Origin of the sequence: Leptospira semungkisensis (assembly GCF_004770055.1) — a bacterium.
GTDB classification, from domain to species: Bacteria; Spirochaetota; Leptospiria; order Leptospirales; family Leptospiraceae; genus Leptospira_B; species Leptospira_B semungkisensis.
The window spans coordinates 288,714-306,252 of the sequence record NZ_RQEP01000010.1; the positions used below are offsets into that span (position 1 = coordinate 288,714).

The window sequence follows — 17,539 nt, forward strand, 5'->3', positions numbered from 1 at the left end:
TTCATTTTAAGCGAAGAAGTATCGATCGGACCTGTCCGTTATGCAAAAGCCGAAATCCATTCTATTCATATTCAAACGCATAATCGTTCCAATACGATTGCGACCTTTTATAATCTATAGCGTATTCTATTTTCTTCTATTACAAAATTGTTTTATGAATCCGTTCTTCGAACCCATTCTATTTCCGAAGAATGCTTCTGATTCGACCGGACTGTTGAGTGCCTTATTTGCAGGAGGGTCTGGACCTCTACCCGCTACACCGGTCCCCGGGCATGGAGGGAGTATAACGGCTACTGCTGAAGGATATGATTCAGACTTTCAGGCAACGGTAGATCTTTCATGGACGGCCGCCAAAGATGATCTAACTCCAGCCTCCGCGTTAACCTACCAAGTTTACTATTCAACAAACGCTTCCGATATCTACGTGAATACTCCGGCAGATCTAGCCGAAGTCGGAAATCCTTATGGATCTGCCCAAGCAGCGATGACGAATTCATCTGTGAGCGGTCTTCCTGCAAATACAATCTATTACTTCAATGTGCTTGTAAGTGATACGGATGGAAATCAAGCGATCTATAATGGCAGTGGGATAAAGACTTCTTCTCCGGATACAACCCAGCCTGTTCCGGGAAATAACGGAGGACTCACGTTTACTCCTTCTTCTACCTATTCGCAGGTAACCAAATCCTCAATGACTCTTTCATGGGTCGCTGCGACGGATAACGTAACTTCGCAAGCGAATCTTACCTATCAGGTTTTCTATTATTCGGACAATTCGGTTATGGGGACCGTCAATTCCATCCTTACGAATGCAATCTCTGCCGGATCTGCACAAGCGGGAATCACTCAGTTTACTGTAACTGGACTGTATGCGAATGCTTGGTATTATTTTGCTGTAGTAGTCACCGATGAGGCAGGGAACGCATGGGTTTATGTAAATAATTTCGGCGGAGGCAATGCCTCCAAGACACAACCCGGCGCAGCTTATATGTTTGATTCTCTTTCTAGTGTTTCAGGAGACTTAGGCTCGAGATCGAATGTGAATACAATTTGTTCGAATCGGAAGGCAAGCCTGAGTGGAATCAATTATACTTGGAAAGCTTCCTGCAATGCGTATGCATTCGTTTCCATGCCGGATGGAACTTGGATCAGCGGTTATTTAGTGCCATCCATTCCTTCTACCTATATGATCTTAGGAAGTCAGGGAACGATGATTGCGAGTAATCCAACGCAACTGCTGAGCGGCACGATCCAAAATACAATCCGAAGCGCGATCCCTGAGTATACTAGCGGAAGTGGCTATTGGACATTTGCAACTGCAACGGGTGGATATGCCTCCGCAGATAGTTGCTCCAGCGCTACCTCCAACTCTTCTTCTGTTTCAGGAAGGATAGGACTTCCGGATTCTTTGAATTCATATTGGATGGATTTCTCAATCAATGGAGAAGGTGCAGCAAGCGGTGCAACTTGTGATACGGGAAGAACGATTCTCTGTATCTGCTTTTAATTCCCTTTGAACATAGCTATAGGATTTTGCCTAAAGCTATGCTCTCTATTAAAGGAAACTTTGTTTACTTCGCAGGAAGCGCAGGAGTTAAACTTTGATGTCCTGGATGGACTTGTATCTTAGGAAATTTTGCAGCGATCTGCTTGAGAAGATTTAAACTCACTTCGTTCGCTTCTTGGTCCTTAGTAAAACCTCCTGGAGTTACACCGTTCTCCCAACCCCATTTTGTATGACAGGTATCTCCTGTAAGCAGTTGGGTTCCTGTTGTCGACTTCACTAAGAAAGCCAAACTCCCTGCAGTATGACCTGGAACATAGATAACGTAAAAAGATTGGTCACCAAAGAAATCGATCATATTAATCTTCGAACCGTCTTTTCCGGTGAAGTTCAACTCGGAAAGAATGGTACCGGGTCCAAGTACCTTATCAGTAGTTCCTTGCACGAACATGTGAAGAAAACGAGAATCGCCAGGCTCATTCGGTCCGGTATAGATCGGAGTTCCCGCAGGAAAATCCAGAACCCCAAAGATATGATCCAAATGCATATGAGTTAAGAAGACCCCGTCTGTTTTCTTAGGATCTTTTGCATTCCATTCCTTGATTGTAGTATGAATCTTCAAATCAGGAATATTCATCTGAGACGCGACTAGTCCAGAAACAGGCCATTCTTTCGGATCCTTCCGAAATACATCCGCCATTCCGGTATCGACTACAAATCTTCCGAACTTCGGATGATCTATTACATAATAGTAAATTTGGATCGGCTCTTTTCCGGGCTGTAGGCCTGCGGCCTTTACTTTCGGATCTTTGAAATTGATGAGTCCATCGCGATCCGCTAGCCAATCAGCCGCTAGAATCTTTTTAAAAACGATCGGACCTTTTTCGGCCAAAGGAATGCTTTGTAATTCCGAAGCGGTCCCCTTAGATACGGAAACGGATTGATTGGAAGTTACCGCGCAATATTGGAACATTACGAGGAAGATAGATAGGTTGAGTAGATATTTCATTTTCACAGGAAATAGACCCTAATTTATTTCCTGCGTGCGAAAAGTTTTTTTTGCCTTCCGGAAAAAGTTCCCACAAGTAATTTCACCGGCCCCCGCCCAATTAAGCGACTCATAGGGAGTGAGATTCCAGGAGGGTGACTGAGCGAAACGAAGTCAAACGAGAATGGAAACGAAATTGCATACGTGGATAACAACGTAGTCTAGGTTTACAATTGCGGCCCCCGCCCTAGTTTGGGTGGTGGAGGTGGGCCCGTGGGAGAGCCTTGTCCCTATATCACAAAATCATCGCACTCACAAGCTCAATTTTCAACAGTTCCCACAGCGTAGGAACTGTTTCCAATCCTTGTAGGAACTAACCTTTGTTCGCTTCCCGCGGTAGGGATACGTAGGACTTTAGTCCGGGCGAAGCCCGGATGAGCGCGAATGCGCGAATCCGAAGTAGCCCGGTCTGAGCGAAGCGAAGAACCGCCCAAAAGTTCGTTCGCTTATTAAATCACTTTGTCCTTTTTTAATTCTTCGATCTCAGCGTCCGAATATCCGAGAGATTTCAGAATTTCAGCATTATGCTCTCCGTGAGCTGGAGGTTCGCTGCGATACGTGACTTTGCTTTCGGAAAAAGGAAACGGAGAACCGAACTGAATATAGTCTCCGTACTCGGGATGCTTGCGGTCCAAGATCAATCCCTTCTCACGAAGAACAGGATCATGCGCCACTTCATCCATCGTTTTCACTGGAGTTAAACAAGAATCCGGATTTTGAAAGATAGGCTCGAGATCGGCTAACGTTTTAGATGCAAAATATTCGGTTAGGATCTTTTTCCATTCTTCAAAATGTGACTCGGCGATAGGAACTTTTTCCAAATGAGAATCTAAACCGGATTGGCGAAGAAAAGTCTTAAAGAACATTTCCTCAAGAGCGCCTAACGCGACCCATCTACCTTCCTTGGTTTGATACGTACTATAGTTCGGTAATTTTCCAGAGAGAAGTTCATTGCCTCCTTCCGGATCCTTTCCTGTAGCCGAATAGATCCCTCCATACAAAGAAATGAACTGGAGAGAAGCTTCCATCATCGAAACTGCGATCTTTTGGCCTCGACCTGTCTTTTCTCTATAGTATAATGCTGCAAGAATGGAAGATAACGCAGTAAGAGTTCCTCCTCCTATATCCGCCAATTGAAACCCAGGCGCCTGAGGACGCTTGCCTGTTTGAGAAAGAACTCCAGACAAGGAAAGATAATTTAGATCATGACCCGCGAAATCCTTATACGCACCCGAGTCACCATATCCATAAATACCGCAATAGATCAGTTTAGGAAATTTTTCCTTCAGATCATCGTAACCTAATCCCATCTTGGAGAGTCCATCCGGACGAAATCCTTCTAAAAGAATATCCGCGTCTTCCAAGAGTTTGAATAGGATCTCTTTGGATTTTTCCCGTTTCAGATTGAGAGTGATTGCCTTTTTGTTGCGATTCAACATGAGATAGAGAGAAGGAGCGCCGTTGTCCTTCTTAAACATGACTCTAGTGGCATCCATTGCTCTTGGATTTTCTATCTTGATGATTTCCGCTCCCATATCTCCCAGATACATGGAGCATAAAGGACCGGGAAGAAGAAGGCTGAGATCTACAACCTTTACTCCGGAAAGTGGACCTTTGTTCATTATAATTGTTCTTCCTGCTGTTTAACTTCCGACCTATTTAGATCTGAAAGTGGGAAAGGAAAGCCATTTTTAATTCAAAAAAACAGCGTTCACATTTCCTCTTCTAAAACTTGCTTAGTGGTCTTTCCCCAGCGCCACTTCGCATAATCTTCTGCGGTTCCGAATTTATATCCTTCTTCTTTTAGTTTTTCTATTACGAATGGAAGAACCTCTTTCGTAGTCGGATGAGTATCATGGAATAGGATGACAATCCCTTGTCCATCAGCCTTAGAAGTAAGTCTCGTGTAGATCCGTTCCATCTTTGCCTTGAATCTATCACTCTCGGTATTGATCCTCGGTCCCTTCTCGTACCATTCTCCACGTACCCATTCTTTGGAATCGGAAGAATCGAACGCCTTTGACCACATGAATACGATTCCTTTCTTCTGAAGAACGGAACTTACCCTTCTCTTCTTCTCCTCGCTCAGATTCCTATTATAAGGAGATCCGAATGGAGGACGGAGTAATGTTAACTTTTCTGAATATTCTCCCAATTCCTGTCTATAAAGCCTTTCGTTCTCATCTAACTGTTTTTCGATCCTTTCTTCGGACATATTCGCCAAGTTCGGATGTCCTAAGGTATGATTGCCGACCACGTGACCTTCTTTCTTCATTCGAATAAGAGTATCTTTGTATTTATGAAAACTATTGCCTGTCCTGCTCTTCTTCGGAAGCCAAGCGCCGCAAACGAAGAATGTTGCCTTCACGTTTTCTTCCTTCAATACGTCCAGTACCTCGGAAGTCCAATCGGAAGGACCATCATCGAATGTAAGATAAGCGGTTTTATTCGGGAGAGGATCTCCTTCATAATATCCTAATGCATATTGATTGGAAGAAGGTTGTAGATCGGAGATTCGGTCTGCACCACTACAATGGAGAGAAAAGAAAAAAAGCGAAGCAAACGCACAAACGAATGCCTTCATAAGATTATACCTTTCCTAAAAGCAAAATACTTTCAGCATGGGAACGATCAGAATCTAATTTGCGCTTATCCTCTTACTAATTAGACCGATAGAAGAACTGATTTTTACAGAACGGGAATATTATCTTTCCGGATCCTTCTCTATAAATCCGGAAATAAAAATGAAAAATCGGAAATTTTTGAAACTTGTAGGAAACCTATTTGTTGGAGGCCGAAAAAGAACGGGAACTCAGTCGAACATTTCTCCCGCAGTCAGCCATACTCCGACTACGATCAATGCGATCCCAGTCCATTGAGACCAGTTTAATTTTTCTTTAAAGAAAACTGCAGAAGCGAGCAACACGATGATGAATCCTGCTGAAGTGAATAACGGATATGCCAAGGATAATTTCAGTCCTTTTCCTAAGACCCAACGATACCCAAGCAAAGCGATCCCGAAAGACATGAGTCCTGCAAAGAAAACAGGATGAATAAAACTTTTAATTAATCCCTCTATACCTGGAGTAGTATCCGTTTTATCTCCTAAAGAACTAGCCTTAATCAATATGTTTGCAAGAGCGTTGAAGGAGAGTGCGACGATAAACACAAGAATCACAGTTGCTTTCATTCGTATTTCTCTAATGTTCGATTTTTGCTTTCTTGGAATCTTCCAAATGAAAGGATGTACTATCCCGGTCTTTCGGGTTCGGGATTCCAATTCTCGAATTCCTGTCCATCCAACGCAAAGGAAAGGAAATAGCAAGGGCAAATCTTGAATGCATAGAAAAACATTTCAATTCCAAGGGATCCAACTCTCCTATATCGATTCAGGTCCGAAAGAAAAAGCTCCGATCCTGATCGCACATGCGAACGGCTTTGCAGCCGGATGTTACTCTTATCTGATCCGTGAACTTTCTTCTACTCATAGAGTGATTGCACTCGACTTTTGTGGTCATGGTAATTCTGAACCGAATATGAATTGGAAGAATTGGTTTTTCTTAAGAGACCAAGTCTTTGCCCTAATCGAAGAAGAGAATTTACAAAATATTGTGGGGATAGGCCATTCAATGGGAGGAGCGAGTCTTCTTCTTTCTAGCCAAAAGAGACCAGGATTATTCTCTAAAATATTCGCACTCGATCCAGTAGTCTTAAATATAACGTATACATTTCTTTCTCTTTTATTCGGAAACCCTTTGGCAAGAGGAGCTATCAAGAGAAGGAGAGAATTCAAGAGTCTGGATCTTGTTCGCAAAGCATTTCGAAAGACTCCAACATTCTCGCATTGGAAAGACGAGATCTTCGAAGATTATCTCAAATCCTGCCTGAAACAAGAAGGAGACAAATGGGTCCTATGCTGTCCGCCCGAGATGGAAGCCAAGATCTTCACTTCTCTCAATCCTCTTGCTTTCTTGCAGTATGGAAAATTTACCACTGAAACCCATATTACGATTCCAAAAGAATACGAAGTATGTTCTCCTGGTTCGGCAAAAAGGATCATGAAAGGAAATCCGAATTCTTCTCTGGAACTTTGGGAAAATACTTCTCATTTCTTTCCATTCGAACTGCCTGAACGTACTTTAGAGAGAATTCTAAAAAGATTATAAACAAAATGGAAGGAAGCCATAACGGAGTTCTGTTTTATTTCGGCGGAAGGGTCCTACTCGCTCACAAAGGGCTGATCACGGATCCTCATTCGCATTATGCGGTTTCCATCATTATTTCCTTAACTTCCAGTTTTCAGATCGTAAATGAATCTGACGAAAGTAAAGACTACCAAGCCGTAGTTCTCGCTCCAAATACGTATCATACACTTCTTGCAGAACATTCCGATCTGATTGTCTTGCAAATGGATCCATACGGGATCGATTATGCAGGAGTGGCAGCAAGATTCGGAAGAAAAGGGATCTCCGAGATACCATTCTCCGATCTAGAGATAGTGTTGGATCGTTGCAAAAATCTATTTCAAGAAAAAGTAAATTGCCAATCGGCCAAAGATCTCTTCGAAGATATTCTAAGCACAGTAGGCTCTCAAAAACCTGCAAGAGTTTCTTTGGATTCTAGAATTTTAGAAGCCACCGAAAGAATGAAGGCTGCATTGCCAGGTTCAATTTCCGTTCCGGTACTCGCAAAAGAGATCGGATTCTCCGAAACAAGATTCATGCATGTATTCAAAATGCAAATGGGACTTCCGGTAAGACAATATCAGCTTTGGTTGAGATTGCATGAAGCCGCCAAACTATTGAAAGAAGGCGGAAATCTTACAGATGCGTCTCATGCTGCCGGCTTTGCGGACCAGGCTCATCTAAGTAGGACATTCAAGAGAATGTTCGGAGTGCAACCTTCTCGATTTTTAGGATCGAATACGAATGTAACCGTTCATTTTTGCGTATAACGCTCCAAGCTTCTTGCGGCGGAAAGGATCGCTTCTTCTATAGAGCGAGGCTTCCATCCTAAGACTCGTTTCGCTTTTTCGTTACTCGCGTTTTTCTTCTTTCCTAATTCAGGTAGGATTTGTCTCGCGAGAGGATTAAATAGAGCTCCGATTCTTACGAGAAAATTGGGGAGTTGTTTCTTTGGAACCTTCTCCGCTGCCTTTCCTAGATTTGCTCTGAGTATATTCGCAATCTCTATCATAGGAATAAAGTTACCCGACACCGCAAGGAAGCGTTCTCCCTTTGCATCCGGATGAGTCATTGCCTTTACATGCAGATCGGTAACATCTCGCACATCGACAACTCCGAAGTAAATTTCAGGACAACCAGGCATGGCCCCGCTTAACAAACGCTGAAGTAAAACGAGAGAACTTGCAAAATCCGAGCCCAAGGCAGGACCGAAAATCCCAACCGGATTGATCACGGAGAGCTCTAAACCATTCCCTTCTTGGTGAATAAAGTCCCATGCCGCCTTCTCCGCAATCGTTTTGGACTTATTGTATGCTGGGACATTTGCATTCAGATTGGTCCAACTCGTTTCATCAAAAGGAATCGTTTGCGCCTTATGCCCATATCCGATCGCAGCAAAAGAAGAAGTTAGTACCACTCTTTTCACTCCGGCATCTCTAGAAGCCTTCAGCACTCTCATAGTTCCTTCTCGTGCTGGAATAATCAATTCATCTTCATGCTTAGGTACATTTGCTGGAAAAGGAGAAGCTACATGCATAACATAATCGCATCCTTGGGCGGCTTCTTTCCATCCAGAGTCCTTTTCTAGATCTGCCTCGAAAAAGGAAAGACGATCACCTGCATCTATTCCTGCTTCTTTCAGCATGGCTCGGACTTCGGTCTCTCTTTTTAAATTCCTAACTGTGGTGCGGACCGTATGACCTTCTCCCAATAATTGCGAAATGATATGGCTTCCTAAAAATCCGGATCCTCCGGTGACTAATACTGTACTCATCCTTCCTCCAATCTTAACACATCCCAAAATACATCAAGTATTCCATAATTAGATTTTCTCTACGGATGCGATCCGGATTTACGAACCTTTCAAGCTAATTTGTTTAACTTTACTAAATTAGTAAAAATAGTCAACCGTGATTCCTTTTGATTCGAAACTGTAGTTTTGTCACTCGAATGAAATTCCTCCTAGATTAGTTTGGTAATGCGAACTAAAAAATCATCTCCTATACAATAATTAGTTTTACATAAAACTTTCCAGGAGATACTCTTTGATCTAGAATATTAGGAGTTCGGAATGAACGAAGAAAAATACAAAGGCCAGATCATAGATGCCTGGGCTCAACCTTCCCTCTTATCCATGTTTGAAAAATTGCCAGAGATCTTATCCTTATTTAAGCGCTCCGGTTCAGGTGGTTACGCGAAGAAAAACCTAGGACCAGACGAAATTGTAGAGCTTATGGATCGAGCAGGAGTTGAAAAATTACTGCTAAGGGCTTGGTGTCGCCCTGGTCAATGGGTTTGCACCAACGAGCAGATCTATGAATATACGAAAAAATATCCGGATCGCTTCGTCGGAATTGCGGGAGTCAATTTGGAGAAACCTGTAGAGGCAGTGAGAGAACTTAAGAAAGCAATCTTAGATTATGGCTTCAAAGGTCTATTCGTACTTCCTTGGCTTTGGAAACTTCCTCCCAATCATAAATTATATTATCCTCTCTTTGTAGAATGCGTTGAGCTTGGAATTCCATATTGCACTCAAGTAGGACATACCGGTCCACTCATGCCTTCCGAACCTGGAAGACCAGTGCCTTATCTTGATGAAGTTGCACTTACCTTTCCTGAATTAAAAATCGTGGGTGGTCATATAGGTTTTCCTTGGACAGACGAGATGATCGGTCTTTGTATGAAGCATCAGAATATTTATATAGATACCTCGGCTCATCTTCCTTCTCATTATCCTAAGCAACTCATAGAGTACATGAAAACTTCAGGAAGAAGTAAGGTTTTATTCGGCACGAACTTTCCTCATTTAGAATTTAAAAAATGCGCCGACCAAGCTATGGAATTGGATCTTCCGGAATCTTCTTTAAAGAGATTCTTTTATTCGAATGCTAAGAGAGTGTTTAATATTTAGAGAAGAAGAACGCCCGCGGATGCGGGCGTTGTAGGGATAGAGAATGTTTAGTGAGCGGTGCTGAATGTTTTCAACTTACCTTGAGCGGCAAGTTCGTTACGGACTGCTTCTTGCACATCCTTTCTATATCCAAGCTCGAAGAATACGTCCGCTACTACGAAGATCGGAGCCGAAACCACTGCCTGGAATAGATTGTCGAAAAGCGCAGGACGGCTTTTCTCAAAGATGAAATGTCCGTAAAATTGAGATCCCCAACCGACCAACTGAGCGACAGCGAATACTGTCCAAGCGGTTGTAGAATCCAGAGAGGCAGTCAGATACTGTGCCAATGCCATTAAGGATCCGAAAACGATGGTAGTCGCCGCAGCAAAAATAAAATCCAGAGAGAAATAATAGAGTATAACTACAAGACCGAATATGGTTGATGCGGTGATACTAAACCCTCCTAAATTCCATACTTGAAATCTACTCAGTACCAAGAAGAGTGTAAATGTAATCGTAGGAACTCCAAAAACGTGGATCCATACGTTTCTCTTCTCTTGGTGATATGCTGAATAGAAAGCCATTTCCTTAGCGAACTTCATGTAAAACTCCTCACAATTTCGAGTTTCATTATAAGCCCGACTGCCCCATTCGGCTTGAACGAACCTGCCGTTTTTAGAAAAAAATCCGTTGCATAATCCTCGTTCGAAATAAATTTAGAAGAGGATCCAAGGAATCGATACGAACATGCCTTATGTGAACCTAAAAGTCGCCGGCCCTCTTACCAAAGAGCAAAAGAAAACCATTGTAAAAGAATTTACCAACACATTGGAGAAGGTAGCAGGCAAGGCTCCCGAAACCACCTATATCGTTATTGATGAGGTCTCCAGAGAAAATTGGGCGAAAGGCGGCGATCTGCTCGAGTGAGTATGGATACTCTTTTCTTCGGAGCTTCCAAACTTGCGGGTGCCTTCTTATTCCCTCTTCCAGCAAGTCTACTTCTTCTGATCTTCTTTGGCCTAAGGCTTCCTAAATTCAAACAGAAGATTTGGATCCTTCTTCCAACAGCATTTCTTTGGATGTGCTCTACTGATAGTTTCTCTCAATGGATGATCTCGAGTTTGGAAGAAAACTATCCTCCAGTGAAATGGGAGAACCTTCCAAACTCGGATGCCATTTTAGTATTAGGTGGAGCCGTGGATAATCTTGCGCTTCATAATGATCGAGTGCAGTTGACTTCTGCTGCAGAGAGAATGACGGATGCAGTCTTCCTCTTCCAAAAGAAGAAGGCGCCGAGGATTGTGTTTACCGGAGGTTCAGGCAATCTGTTCTTTCAAACTAGAAAAGAATCCGAGTCCGCTTCTCTATTCTTTCGTTCTCTAGGAGTGCCGAATCATTCAATTGTTCTGGAAGCAGAAAGTAGGAATACCAAGGAGAATGCGGAAATGACAGCGGAGCTATTCCGCAAAAATGGTTGGAAATCGGCTATACTGATCACGTCTGCATTTCACATGGAGAGATCCATTTTGGTCTTTGGAAAAACAGGATTGAATATCAGACCTTGGCCGACGGATTATCGCTCCAGGGTCAAGGTTTTGACCATTGATGATTTTGTTCCTTCTTCTCATAGCCTTGAGAATACAAGTATCGCCTGGAAGGAGAGGATCGGGCTTTTCGTTTATAAGGTCCGAGAGAGTATTTCCACTTTTCTTCCCCTCCGCTTCCGATATCCTTGGTCTAAGAACTGGACTTCAGCCTATATATGAACATAAAATTTACAGCACTTGCGAGTGTGATCGCAATCTCTCTGGCAGCCATCGCTTTTTTCTCTTCTAAAGAAACCTCTTACACTCTATTGGATGCTTCCGAATTGGCAGCTCATCCCGCTAAGTACGAGCCGGACGAACTTTTAAGAGTTCGAGGCTTTGTAAAATTGGGTACCGTGATCCGCGAAGGAAAGACCGCAAAATTCACCCTTCAATTGAACGACAAAGAAGTCCCGGTTTTCTTTACGGGAGCTACTCTTCTTCCGGACGCTTTTAAAGAAGGAACAAGAGCCAGAGTGGACGGAGTTTGGAAAGGAGGAGTCTTGGTAGCCGATAGAGTCGAAGCCAAATGTGCTTCTAAATACGAAGCCGGATATCAGGGAGAAGAGAAAGAGTATTAATTATTTCTTATATATTTATCTTCAGGATTTTTAAATGAACGATTTAGGCGCCCTCTGTCTTATTTCCTCCTTCTCAGTTTTATTATTCTCTTTGATCCAGACCGGTTACGGGATCTATAAAAAGGATTTCCGTGCCTTAGAGCTCGGCCGTTACACTTTGATGGCCAATTTCGGTCTCATCTTACTTGCATTTACGGTGCTCGTAGTCCAGCTGATGAGAACGGATCTGAGCAATTATTACGTTGCGATGCATTCCAGCGAACATCTTCCGATGTTCTACAAGATGACTTCTGTCTGGTCCGGTTCTTCCGGTTCTTTGCTCTTTTGGAATCTTCTTCTTTCCTTATTCACATTTATCGTTCTTTGGCAAACCAAGGACTTAGCTAACGATAGAATTCCGGTCATGCATTTCAGCCTGGCTCTGATCTCTTGCTTCTTTTCTTTCTTGGCGATCTTCTTTCCGGACGCTCAACCTTTCCGTGAATTCCAACCCGCTGCAGTTGCGGGAAGAGGACTAAATCCTCTCTTGCAGCACTGGGCCATGATCATTCACCCTCCTATCCTGTATGTCGGATACGTGAGTTTTGCGATCCCATTCTCGATCGCTACGTCTGCATTGATCACAGGCCAATTGTCTGAGAATTGGTTTCGATTCGTAAGAAGATGGAGCATCTTCTCCTGGTTCTTCTTGGGCACAGGAATTCTTTTAGGCTCTAAATGGGCTTACGAAGAATTGGGTTGGGGAGGTTACTGGGCTTGGGATCCAGTAGAAAATGCAAGCCTCATGCCTTGGCTTTTATCCACTGCATTTCTTCATTCCATGATCATTCAGGAAAGAAGGGGAATGTTAAAATTTTGGAATATGCTTCTGATCGTTTTAGCCTTCCATTTCTGTCTTTTAGGAACTTGGATCACTCGAAGCGGAGTATTAGAAGGACCTCACTCTTTCTCCAAATCCAGCATCGGAACTCCTTTTATCATCTATATAGGTGTCAGTTTCTTCGCTCATATAGGAGTGCTCCTCTATCGAAGAAATCAACTGAGGCCGGAAAGAAATTTGGAGGCAATGACTTCGAAAGAAGGAAGTTTCCTTCTGAATAATTTCCTATTGGTCATCGCAACTCTTTCGATCCTTTTAGGCGTATTCTCTCCTTTACTTTCCGGAGTAGAATACAAGGCTCCTTGGTTTAATTCTTGGGGAGTTCCTGCAGGAATTCTTCTCATTTTATTGATGGGTGCGGCGCCTCTACTTGCTTGGAGAAAAGGTGCAGATAAGATCTTCTTTACTACATTATTCAAGCCTTTGCTCGCCGGAGCAATCGGTGCTGGGCTCTATATTCTTTATTACTCCTACAATTTTTCGATCAGCGATTATAGTTTAGGCGATGTATTGGGAGAAGTTTATAGCGTTCTTACCGTAGGCTTAGGTATATTCACCATCGCAGGGATCGTGCAAGAATATCATAGCGGGATCAAAGCAAGAAGAGCTGCAATCCCGAATGAAAATTACTTCGTAGCCGGATTTCGTATGCTTCTTAAAAACAAGAGAAGATACGGTGGCTACCTGGTGCATCTTTCCATGGTCATTCTTTTTATCGGCCTCGCAGGAAATGCATTCAAACAAAACACTTCCGTTAAATTTTTCTACTTCTTAGAATTATCCCAAACCAACGAAGTCATTTATACAAGCCAAGACACAGCAGTTCTAGGAGATTATACGATCACTGCGAGCACACTCAAGATCAAACCGATCATAAACGGTGACGACTCCAAGGGAGTAAATCATAGAAATGTGATCGTGTCCCATGAAGCAACCTTCCATGTCAAACGACAACTCAAGGACTTCGATACCATGGTGACCGAACGCAGATACTATCCTCAGATCTCTCATTTGAGCGGAGACTTCGAGACTCATATCCCAACGAGTGAGCCATCTATTTCTTCTACTCCTAAAGAGGATCTGTACATCCAACTAGGAGCGATAGAACATGCGGATCTCTCCGATGAAAACCCGGATCTGCCTAGAATGTTTTTGAGCTATTTCTTTACCAGAGATCCTGCAATCAAACTAGAACAGTATCTTAGTTTTCCAAGACAGATCGTTGCCAACCTGGAGATCTGGGTGAATCCTTTGGTCAAATTCATCTGGGCGGGCTCTCTAATGTTCTTCCTTTCCGGGCTATTGATCCTTCTTCCGATAGGAGAAAGTCGAAAATGAAAACCTCTATATTCAAGAATCATAAATCGATTTTCGTTGCGGCCTTTATTTTCGCAATTTCTACTTCTTCGTCTATCTTTAGCGACTCCACATTTACGAATCTTACCGATCCAAACCAGATCCGTATCTTTCATAATGTGACCGAAAGAATCAGATGTATTTGCATACCATCCATTCCCATCAAAAGTTGTTCCTTCAATAATTGCACCGTTTCCGCTAAACTCAAACTTTTCATAGAGAATCGGATCAGAGCAGGAGAAGATGCGGACACAATCGTAGATAAGATGATCCATGGCTTCGGCCCGGAAATCGTATCCGATCCTATCGTTGCAAAGTTCATAGAGAACGGAAATCAGGGAATGGCCCAAAGCATTGTAGTCGGTTTCGGTCCGGATATCTTGGCCAAACCGGATTCTACTTGGATCGATCTTAGCATAGCTATCGCAGGAGCTTTTGGAGTGCTTCTCATTTATCTCTATTTAAAACGAAGAACTGCACCCAAAGCCGCAATCGCTACGGAAACAAAAGGCGATTCTTCCTTTGACAGATATATCTCAGAAATCGAGGAAAAACAAAAATAGTGGATTTCTTATTAATTTTCTTTTATATACTTTTGGTGGGGCTTCTGATCTCGCCTTTTCTGTACGTAACCTTCTTCTTAGAAAATAAGGAACTCGAAACAGAAACGGAACGCTCCGAGTTATTTGATAGAAGAGCAATCCTCTTAGATAATTTAAAAGATCTTAAAATAGAATTCGATACCGGAAAATTGACCGAGCAAGAATTCAAATCTATATCTGCTGGATTGATCCAAGAATTAGAAGAGCAGGACAAGAGAATAGAATCCGGACCTATTGCCAAAGCGGAACCTGCGAAGACTGCACAAGCTCCGAAGTTCTGTCACAATTGCGGATTCAAAATAGAGATCGCAGGGGCAAAATTCTGCCCGGACTGCGGAACCAAGTTAGTCGCTTGATCTGAAAGAAAATTAAGAATGTCTTTTGCGAAGTTCTTCGACCACGTCGGTCATAGATAATCCTCTCTCTACCAGAAGAACTTGTAAATGGAAGAGAAGATCCGCAGATTCGTGAGTGAGTTCTTTCTTATCCGCGTTTTTGGCCGCGATGATCACCTCTCCGGCTTCCTCTCCTACTTTTTTGAGAATGCGGTCCACTCCGCTTCTAAATAGGTCAGCGGTGTATGATTTTTCAGGTAGTTCCTCTTTGCGTTTTTTAAGGATCTGCTCTAACTGAAGTAGGAATTCCATCATTTCCCCCGGAGATACTTCGAATATTCGGGCAGCTACCTGCGGGTAAACAAAAATTCTCAAATTCCCGTTTCCTTAGGATCAGCCTGGATCAAAAAAGGTCGAAGAGAGTACTATGCTTCCTTTCTTCCGATTTTCCAAAAGTCTGCTTCTTCTAACTGCCATATTCTTTGCAAGCAACCTCGCCTCTGAAGTTAAATGGGAAACCTCCGTCGAGGAAGCCTTTACCAAAGCGAAGAAGGAAGGAAAGCCGATCTTCATCGATGTTTACGCAGACTGGTGCGGTTACTGCAAGACCTTGAAAAAAGAGATCTATCCCAAGAAAGAAGTCCAGGCAGAGTTTTCTAATTTCGTACTTCTCTCCTTGGATGGAGATCGTTTTCCCAATTTAAAGAAAAAGTACCAGGTCAGTGGATATCCTACTCTTTTGTTTTTAGATAAAAACGGTAGCCTAACTGAAAAAATCGCAGGGATGCCGGACCGAAAGATGGTTGTTCGAACTCTGAAGTTAGCCTTCTCCAAACGAGACCAAGAAAATGTTTTACTTTCTCAAGCTTCTAAGGATCCGGAAAATAATCTTATTCTATTGAAGTTAGGAGAATATTATTTCGAAGCGAGAGAATACCAGAAGGCAGCAGAATATTTCTATAAGTCTTTTGCTTCAGAAGATCCTAGAACACCAGAAAATCGTCATAAAGCATTATTCAATTTAGGTGTGAGTTTCTATGAGCTAAAGAATTGGGAGAAGACAGTAAAGACTTTCTCTCTGTATCTGGATAAGTTTCCAACTGGTTCCGCTCAGGCAGCGTACTATTTCAGAGGAGCTGCTTATAAATCCTTGGGGAAAAAATCGGAAGCCGAATCCGATTTGAAGAAGGCCCTGGAACTCAGTTCTAATCCAGAAGAAAAGAAAGAGATCCAAGACCTTTTGAAATCGATCTGATTAAACTGCTTGTTTACCGATCGAGAAGTATTGAAATCCTTCTTTCTTCATGTGCTCCGGACGATATTGATTTCTTCCGTCAAAGATCACATGAGACTTCATTAGTTTTTTAATGCGTGAGAAATCAGGTTCTCTGAACTCTCTCCATTCTGTAAGAAGAAGAAGAGCCTCCGCATCTTGAAGAGCTTCATACGCATCCTTCGCGTATTCCACTTTTCCTTTGAAATAGTATTCGGAGGTTTCCTTAGCGACCGGATCAAAAGCCTTAAGGATAGCGCCCTCTTCATGCAATTTTAATAATAAAGGAATGGAGGGAGCCTCTCTCATATCATCCGTTCCAGGCTTAAATGCAAGTCCCCAAACAGCGATCTTCTTTCCTTTCACTCCGCCCTTGCCGTAGAACTTTTCTATCTTATCGAATAGACGGACCTTTTGATCCTCGTTCACAGTTTCCACTTCGCGTATGATGCGTAACGGAGTAGAATATTGCTCGGAAGTACGGATCAATGCTCTCACATCCTTAGGAAAACAAGATCCTCCGTAACCAATCCCTGCATACAGGAATTGTCTTCCGATCCTAGAATCGGTTCCCATTCCTTTGCGAACATCCTCGTAGTCAGCACCCACCGTTTCGCAGAGATTTGCGATCTCGTTTGCAAAAGAGATCTTAGTAGCAAGGAATGCGTTACACGCGTATTTAGTAAGCTCCGCAGAGAGAGTGCCCATCTTGATGATCGGATTTCCGTTCAGAACGAAAGGAGCATACAACTGAGCGACCAGATCTCCGGCCATATCGCTGTCCGCACCGATCACCACTCTTTCGGGTTTCATGAAATCGTCGATTGCAGCACCTTCTTTCAGGAACTCCGGATTGGAGACTACATCGAATTCGTGCTTGGTATTCTTAGAAATGATTTCTTTTACTTTAGCCGCGGTCCCTACAGGTACAGTGGATTTGTCCACGATTACCTTATAACCGTTCATGGACTTTCCGATCGCTTCTGCGACTGCAAAGACTGCCGTTAGATCGGCTGAACCGTCGTGGGAAGTAGGAGTTCCTACAGCGATAAAAATGATTTCGGAACTCTCGACCGCTTCTTTAGTGTCGGTGCTAAATTCCAGGCGATTTTCTTTTCGATTACTCAGAACCAGTTCTGATAGCCCAGGTTCATAAATAGGAATGATTCCGTTCTTAAGGTCCTCAATTTTCTTAGAGTCCTTATCTACGCAGACTACGTTATTTCCGAATTCGGCGAAGCAAGCTCCAGCCACAAGACCCACGTATCCACTGCCAATTACACAAACTCTCATACGG

Annotated in this window: 19 protein-coding genes; 11 read left to right on the forward strand and 8 right to left on the reverse strand. The window is 43.0% G+C overall.

Going from position 1 to position 17,539, the window contains the following annotated elements; translation table 11 throughout:
• Positions 1-154 precede the first annotated feature (154 nt).
• Positions 155-1,507 carry a fibronectin type III domain-containing protein gene (locus EHO59_RS18265; RefSeq protein WP_246052774.1) on the forward strand — a complete coding sequence of 451 codons (1,353 nt, stop codon included), beginning with the start codon at positions 155-157 and terminating at the stop codon, positions 1,505-1,507.
• Positions 1,508-1,571: 64 nt separating this feature from the next.
• Here the strand turns inward: EHO59_RS18265 and EHO59_RS08925 are convergent, their stop codons facing one another.
• The 4 genes from EHO59_RS08925 to EHO59_RS08940 all read right to left on the reverse strand — a co-directional run bounded on the left by EHO59_RS08925 (position 1,572) and on the right by EHO59_RS08940 (position 5,742).
• Complete coding sequence (locus tag EHO59_RS08925) at positions 1,572-2,513, reverse strand: MBL fold metallo-hydrolase (RefSeq protein ID WP_210413053.1); 942 nt, start codon at positions 2,511-2,513, stop codon at positions 1,572-1,574.
• A 488-nt stretch (positions 2,514-3,001) separates the two neighbouring features.
• Positions 3,002-4,174, reverse strand: coding sequence for a CaiB/BaiF CoA transferase family protein (locus tag EHO59_RS08930; protein ID WP_135587057.1), 1,173 nt, complete (start codon positions 4,172-4,174; stop codon positions 3,002-3,004).
• Between the two features lie 89 nt (positions 4,175-4,263).
• Positions 4,264-5,136 (reverse strand): polysaccharide deacetylase family protein, encoded by an 873-nt coding sequence (locus tag EHO59_RS08935; RefSeq protein ID WP_135587059.1) that lies wholly within the window; start codon positions 5,134-5,136, stop codon positions 4,264-4,266.
• 228 nt (positions 5,137-5,364) lie between these two features.
• A complete protein-coding gene (locus EHO59_RS08940; RefSeq protein ID WP_135587061.1) occupies positions 5,365-5,742 on the reverse strand; it encodes an SMR family transporter in 378 nt (125 codons plus the stop codon).
• 148 nt (positions 5,743-5,890) lie between these two features.
• Between EHO59_RS08940 and EHO59_RS08945 the strand changes: the two genes are divergently transcribed.
• Complete coding sequence (locus EHO59_RS08945; RefSeq protein WP_135587063.1) at positions 5,891-6,718, forward strand: alpha/beta fold hydrolase; 828 nt, start codon at positions 5,891-5,893, stop codon at positions 6,716-6,718.
• 5 nt (positions 6,719-6,723) lie between these two features.
• Positions 6,724-7,506 (forward strand): helix-turn-helix domain-containing protein, encoded by a 783-nt coding sequence (locus EHO59_RS08950; protein WP_135587065.1) that lies wholly within the window; start codon positions 6,724-6,726, stop codon positions 7,504-7,506.
• Here the strand turns inward: EHO59_RS08950 and EHO59_RS08955 are convergent.
• A complete protein-coding gene (locus EHO59_RS08955) occupies positions 7,491-8,510 on the reverse strand; it encodes an SDR family oxidoreductase (protein ID WP_135587067.1) in 1,020 nt (339 codons plus the stop codon). The two genes, EHO59_RS08950 and EHO59_RS08955, sit on opposite strands and share 16 nt — an antisense overlap.
• A gap of 297 nt (positions 8,511-8,807) precedes the next feature.
• Between EHO59_RS08955 and EHO59_RS08960 the strand changes: the two genes are divergently transcribed.
• Positions 8,808-9,647, forward strand: a complete 840-nt coding sequence (locus EHO59_RS08960; protein ID WP_135587069.1) for an amidohydrolase family protein — start codon at positions 8,808-8,810, stop codon at positions 9,645-9,647.
• Between the two features lie 47 nt (positions 9,648-9,694).
• Here EHO59_RS08960 and EHO59_RS08965 read toward each other — a convergent pair whose 3' ends face one another.
• Positions 9,695-10,231 (reverse strand): Mpo1 family 2-hydroxy fatty acid dioxygenase, encoded by a 537-nt coding sequence (locus EHO59_RS08965; protein WP_135587071.1) that lies wholly within the window; start codon positions 10,229-10,231, stop codon positions 9,695-9,697.
• A 145-nt stretch (positions 10,232-10,376) separates the two neighbouring features.
• Between EHO59_RS08965 and EHO59_RS08970 the strand changes: the two genes are divergently transcribed.
• The 6 genes from EHO59_RS08970 to EHO59_RS08995 are packed head-to-tail and all read left to right on the forward strand — an operon-like array spanning position 10,377 to position 14,990.
• A complete protein-coding gene (locus EHO59_RS08970) occupies positions 10,377-10,556 on the forward strand; it encodes a tautomerase family protein (protein ID WP_135587073.1) in 180 nt (59 codons plus the stop codon).
• Between the two features lie 2 nt (positions 10,557-10,558).
• Entirely contained in the window at positions 10,559-11,395 is an 837-nt protein-coding gene (locus EHO59_RS08975; RefSeq protein ID WP_135587075.1) for a YdcF family protein, read from the forward strand.
• Entirely contained in the window at positions 11,392-11,796 is a 405-nt protein-coding gene (locus EHO59_RS08980; protein ID WP_135587077.1) for a cytochrome c maturation protein CcmE domain-containing protein, read from the forward strand. The genes EHO59_RS08975 and EHO59_RS08980 overlap by 4 nt, the downstream gene beginning before the upstream one ends.
• 34 nt (positions 11,797-11,830) lie before the next feature.
• Positions 11,831-14,014 (forward strand): heme lyase CcmF/NrfE family subunit, encoded by a 2,184-nt coding sequence (locus EHO59_RS08985; RefSeq protein ID WP_135587079.1) that lies wholly within the window; start codon positions 11,831-11,833, stop codon positions 14,012-14,014.
• The gene (locus EHO59_RS08990) at positions 14,011-14,595 is read left to right on the forward strand and encodes a cytochrome c-type biogenesis protein CcmH (RefSeq protein ID WP_135587081.1); all 585 of its coding nucleotides are present in this window, start codon (positions 14,011-14,013) and stop codon (positions 14,593-14,595) included. The genes EHO59_RS08985 and EHO59_RS08990 overlap by 4 nt, the downstream gene beginning before the upstream one ends.
• On the forward strand, positions 14,595-14,990 hold the full coding sequence (locus EHO59_RS08995) for a zinc ribbon domain-containing protein (protein ID WP_135587083.1): 396 nt from the start codon (positions 14,595-14,597) through the stop codon (positions 14,988-14,990). The genes EHO59_RS08990 and EHO59_RS08995 overlap by 1 nt, the downstream gene beginning before the upstream one ends.
• Before the next feature lie 12 nt (positions 14,991-15,002).
• On the opposite strand, the gene hisE is transcribed toward EHO59_RS08995, so the two are convergent.
• On the reverse strand, positions 15,003-15,281 hold the full coding sequence (hisE, locus tag EHO59_RS09000; protein ID WP_135587320.1) for a phosphoribosyl-ATP diphosphatase: 279 nt from the start codon (positions 15,279-15,281) through the stop codon (positions 15,003-15,005).
• Positions 15,282-15,396: 115 nt separating this feature from the next.
• Between hisE and EHO59_RS09005 the strand changes: the two genes are divergently transcribed.
• Entirely contained in the window at positions 15,397-16,224 is an 828-nt protein-coding gene (locus tag EHO59_RS09005) for a thioredoxin family protein (RefSeq protein WP_135587085.1), read from the forward strand.
• Here EHO59_RS09005 and EHO59_RS09010 read toward each other — a convergent pair whose 3' ends face one another.
• The gene (locus EHO59_RS09010; RefSeq protein ID WP_135587087.1) at positions 16,225-17,535 is read right to left on the reverse strand and encodes a UDP-glucose dehydrogenase family protein; all 1,311 of its coding nucleotides are present in this window, start codon (positions 17,533-17,535) and stop codon (positions 16,225-16,227) included. It abuts the gene before it with no gap.
• Between the last annotated feature and the right edge of the window lie 4 nt (positions 17,536-17,539).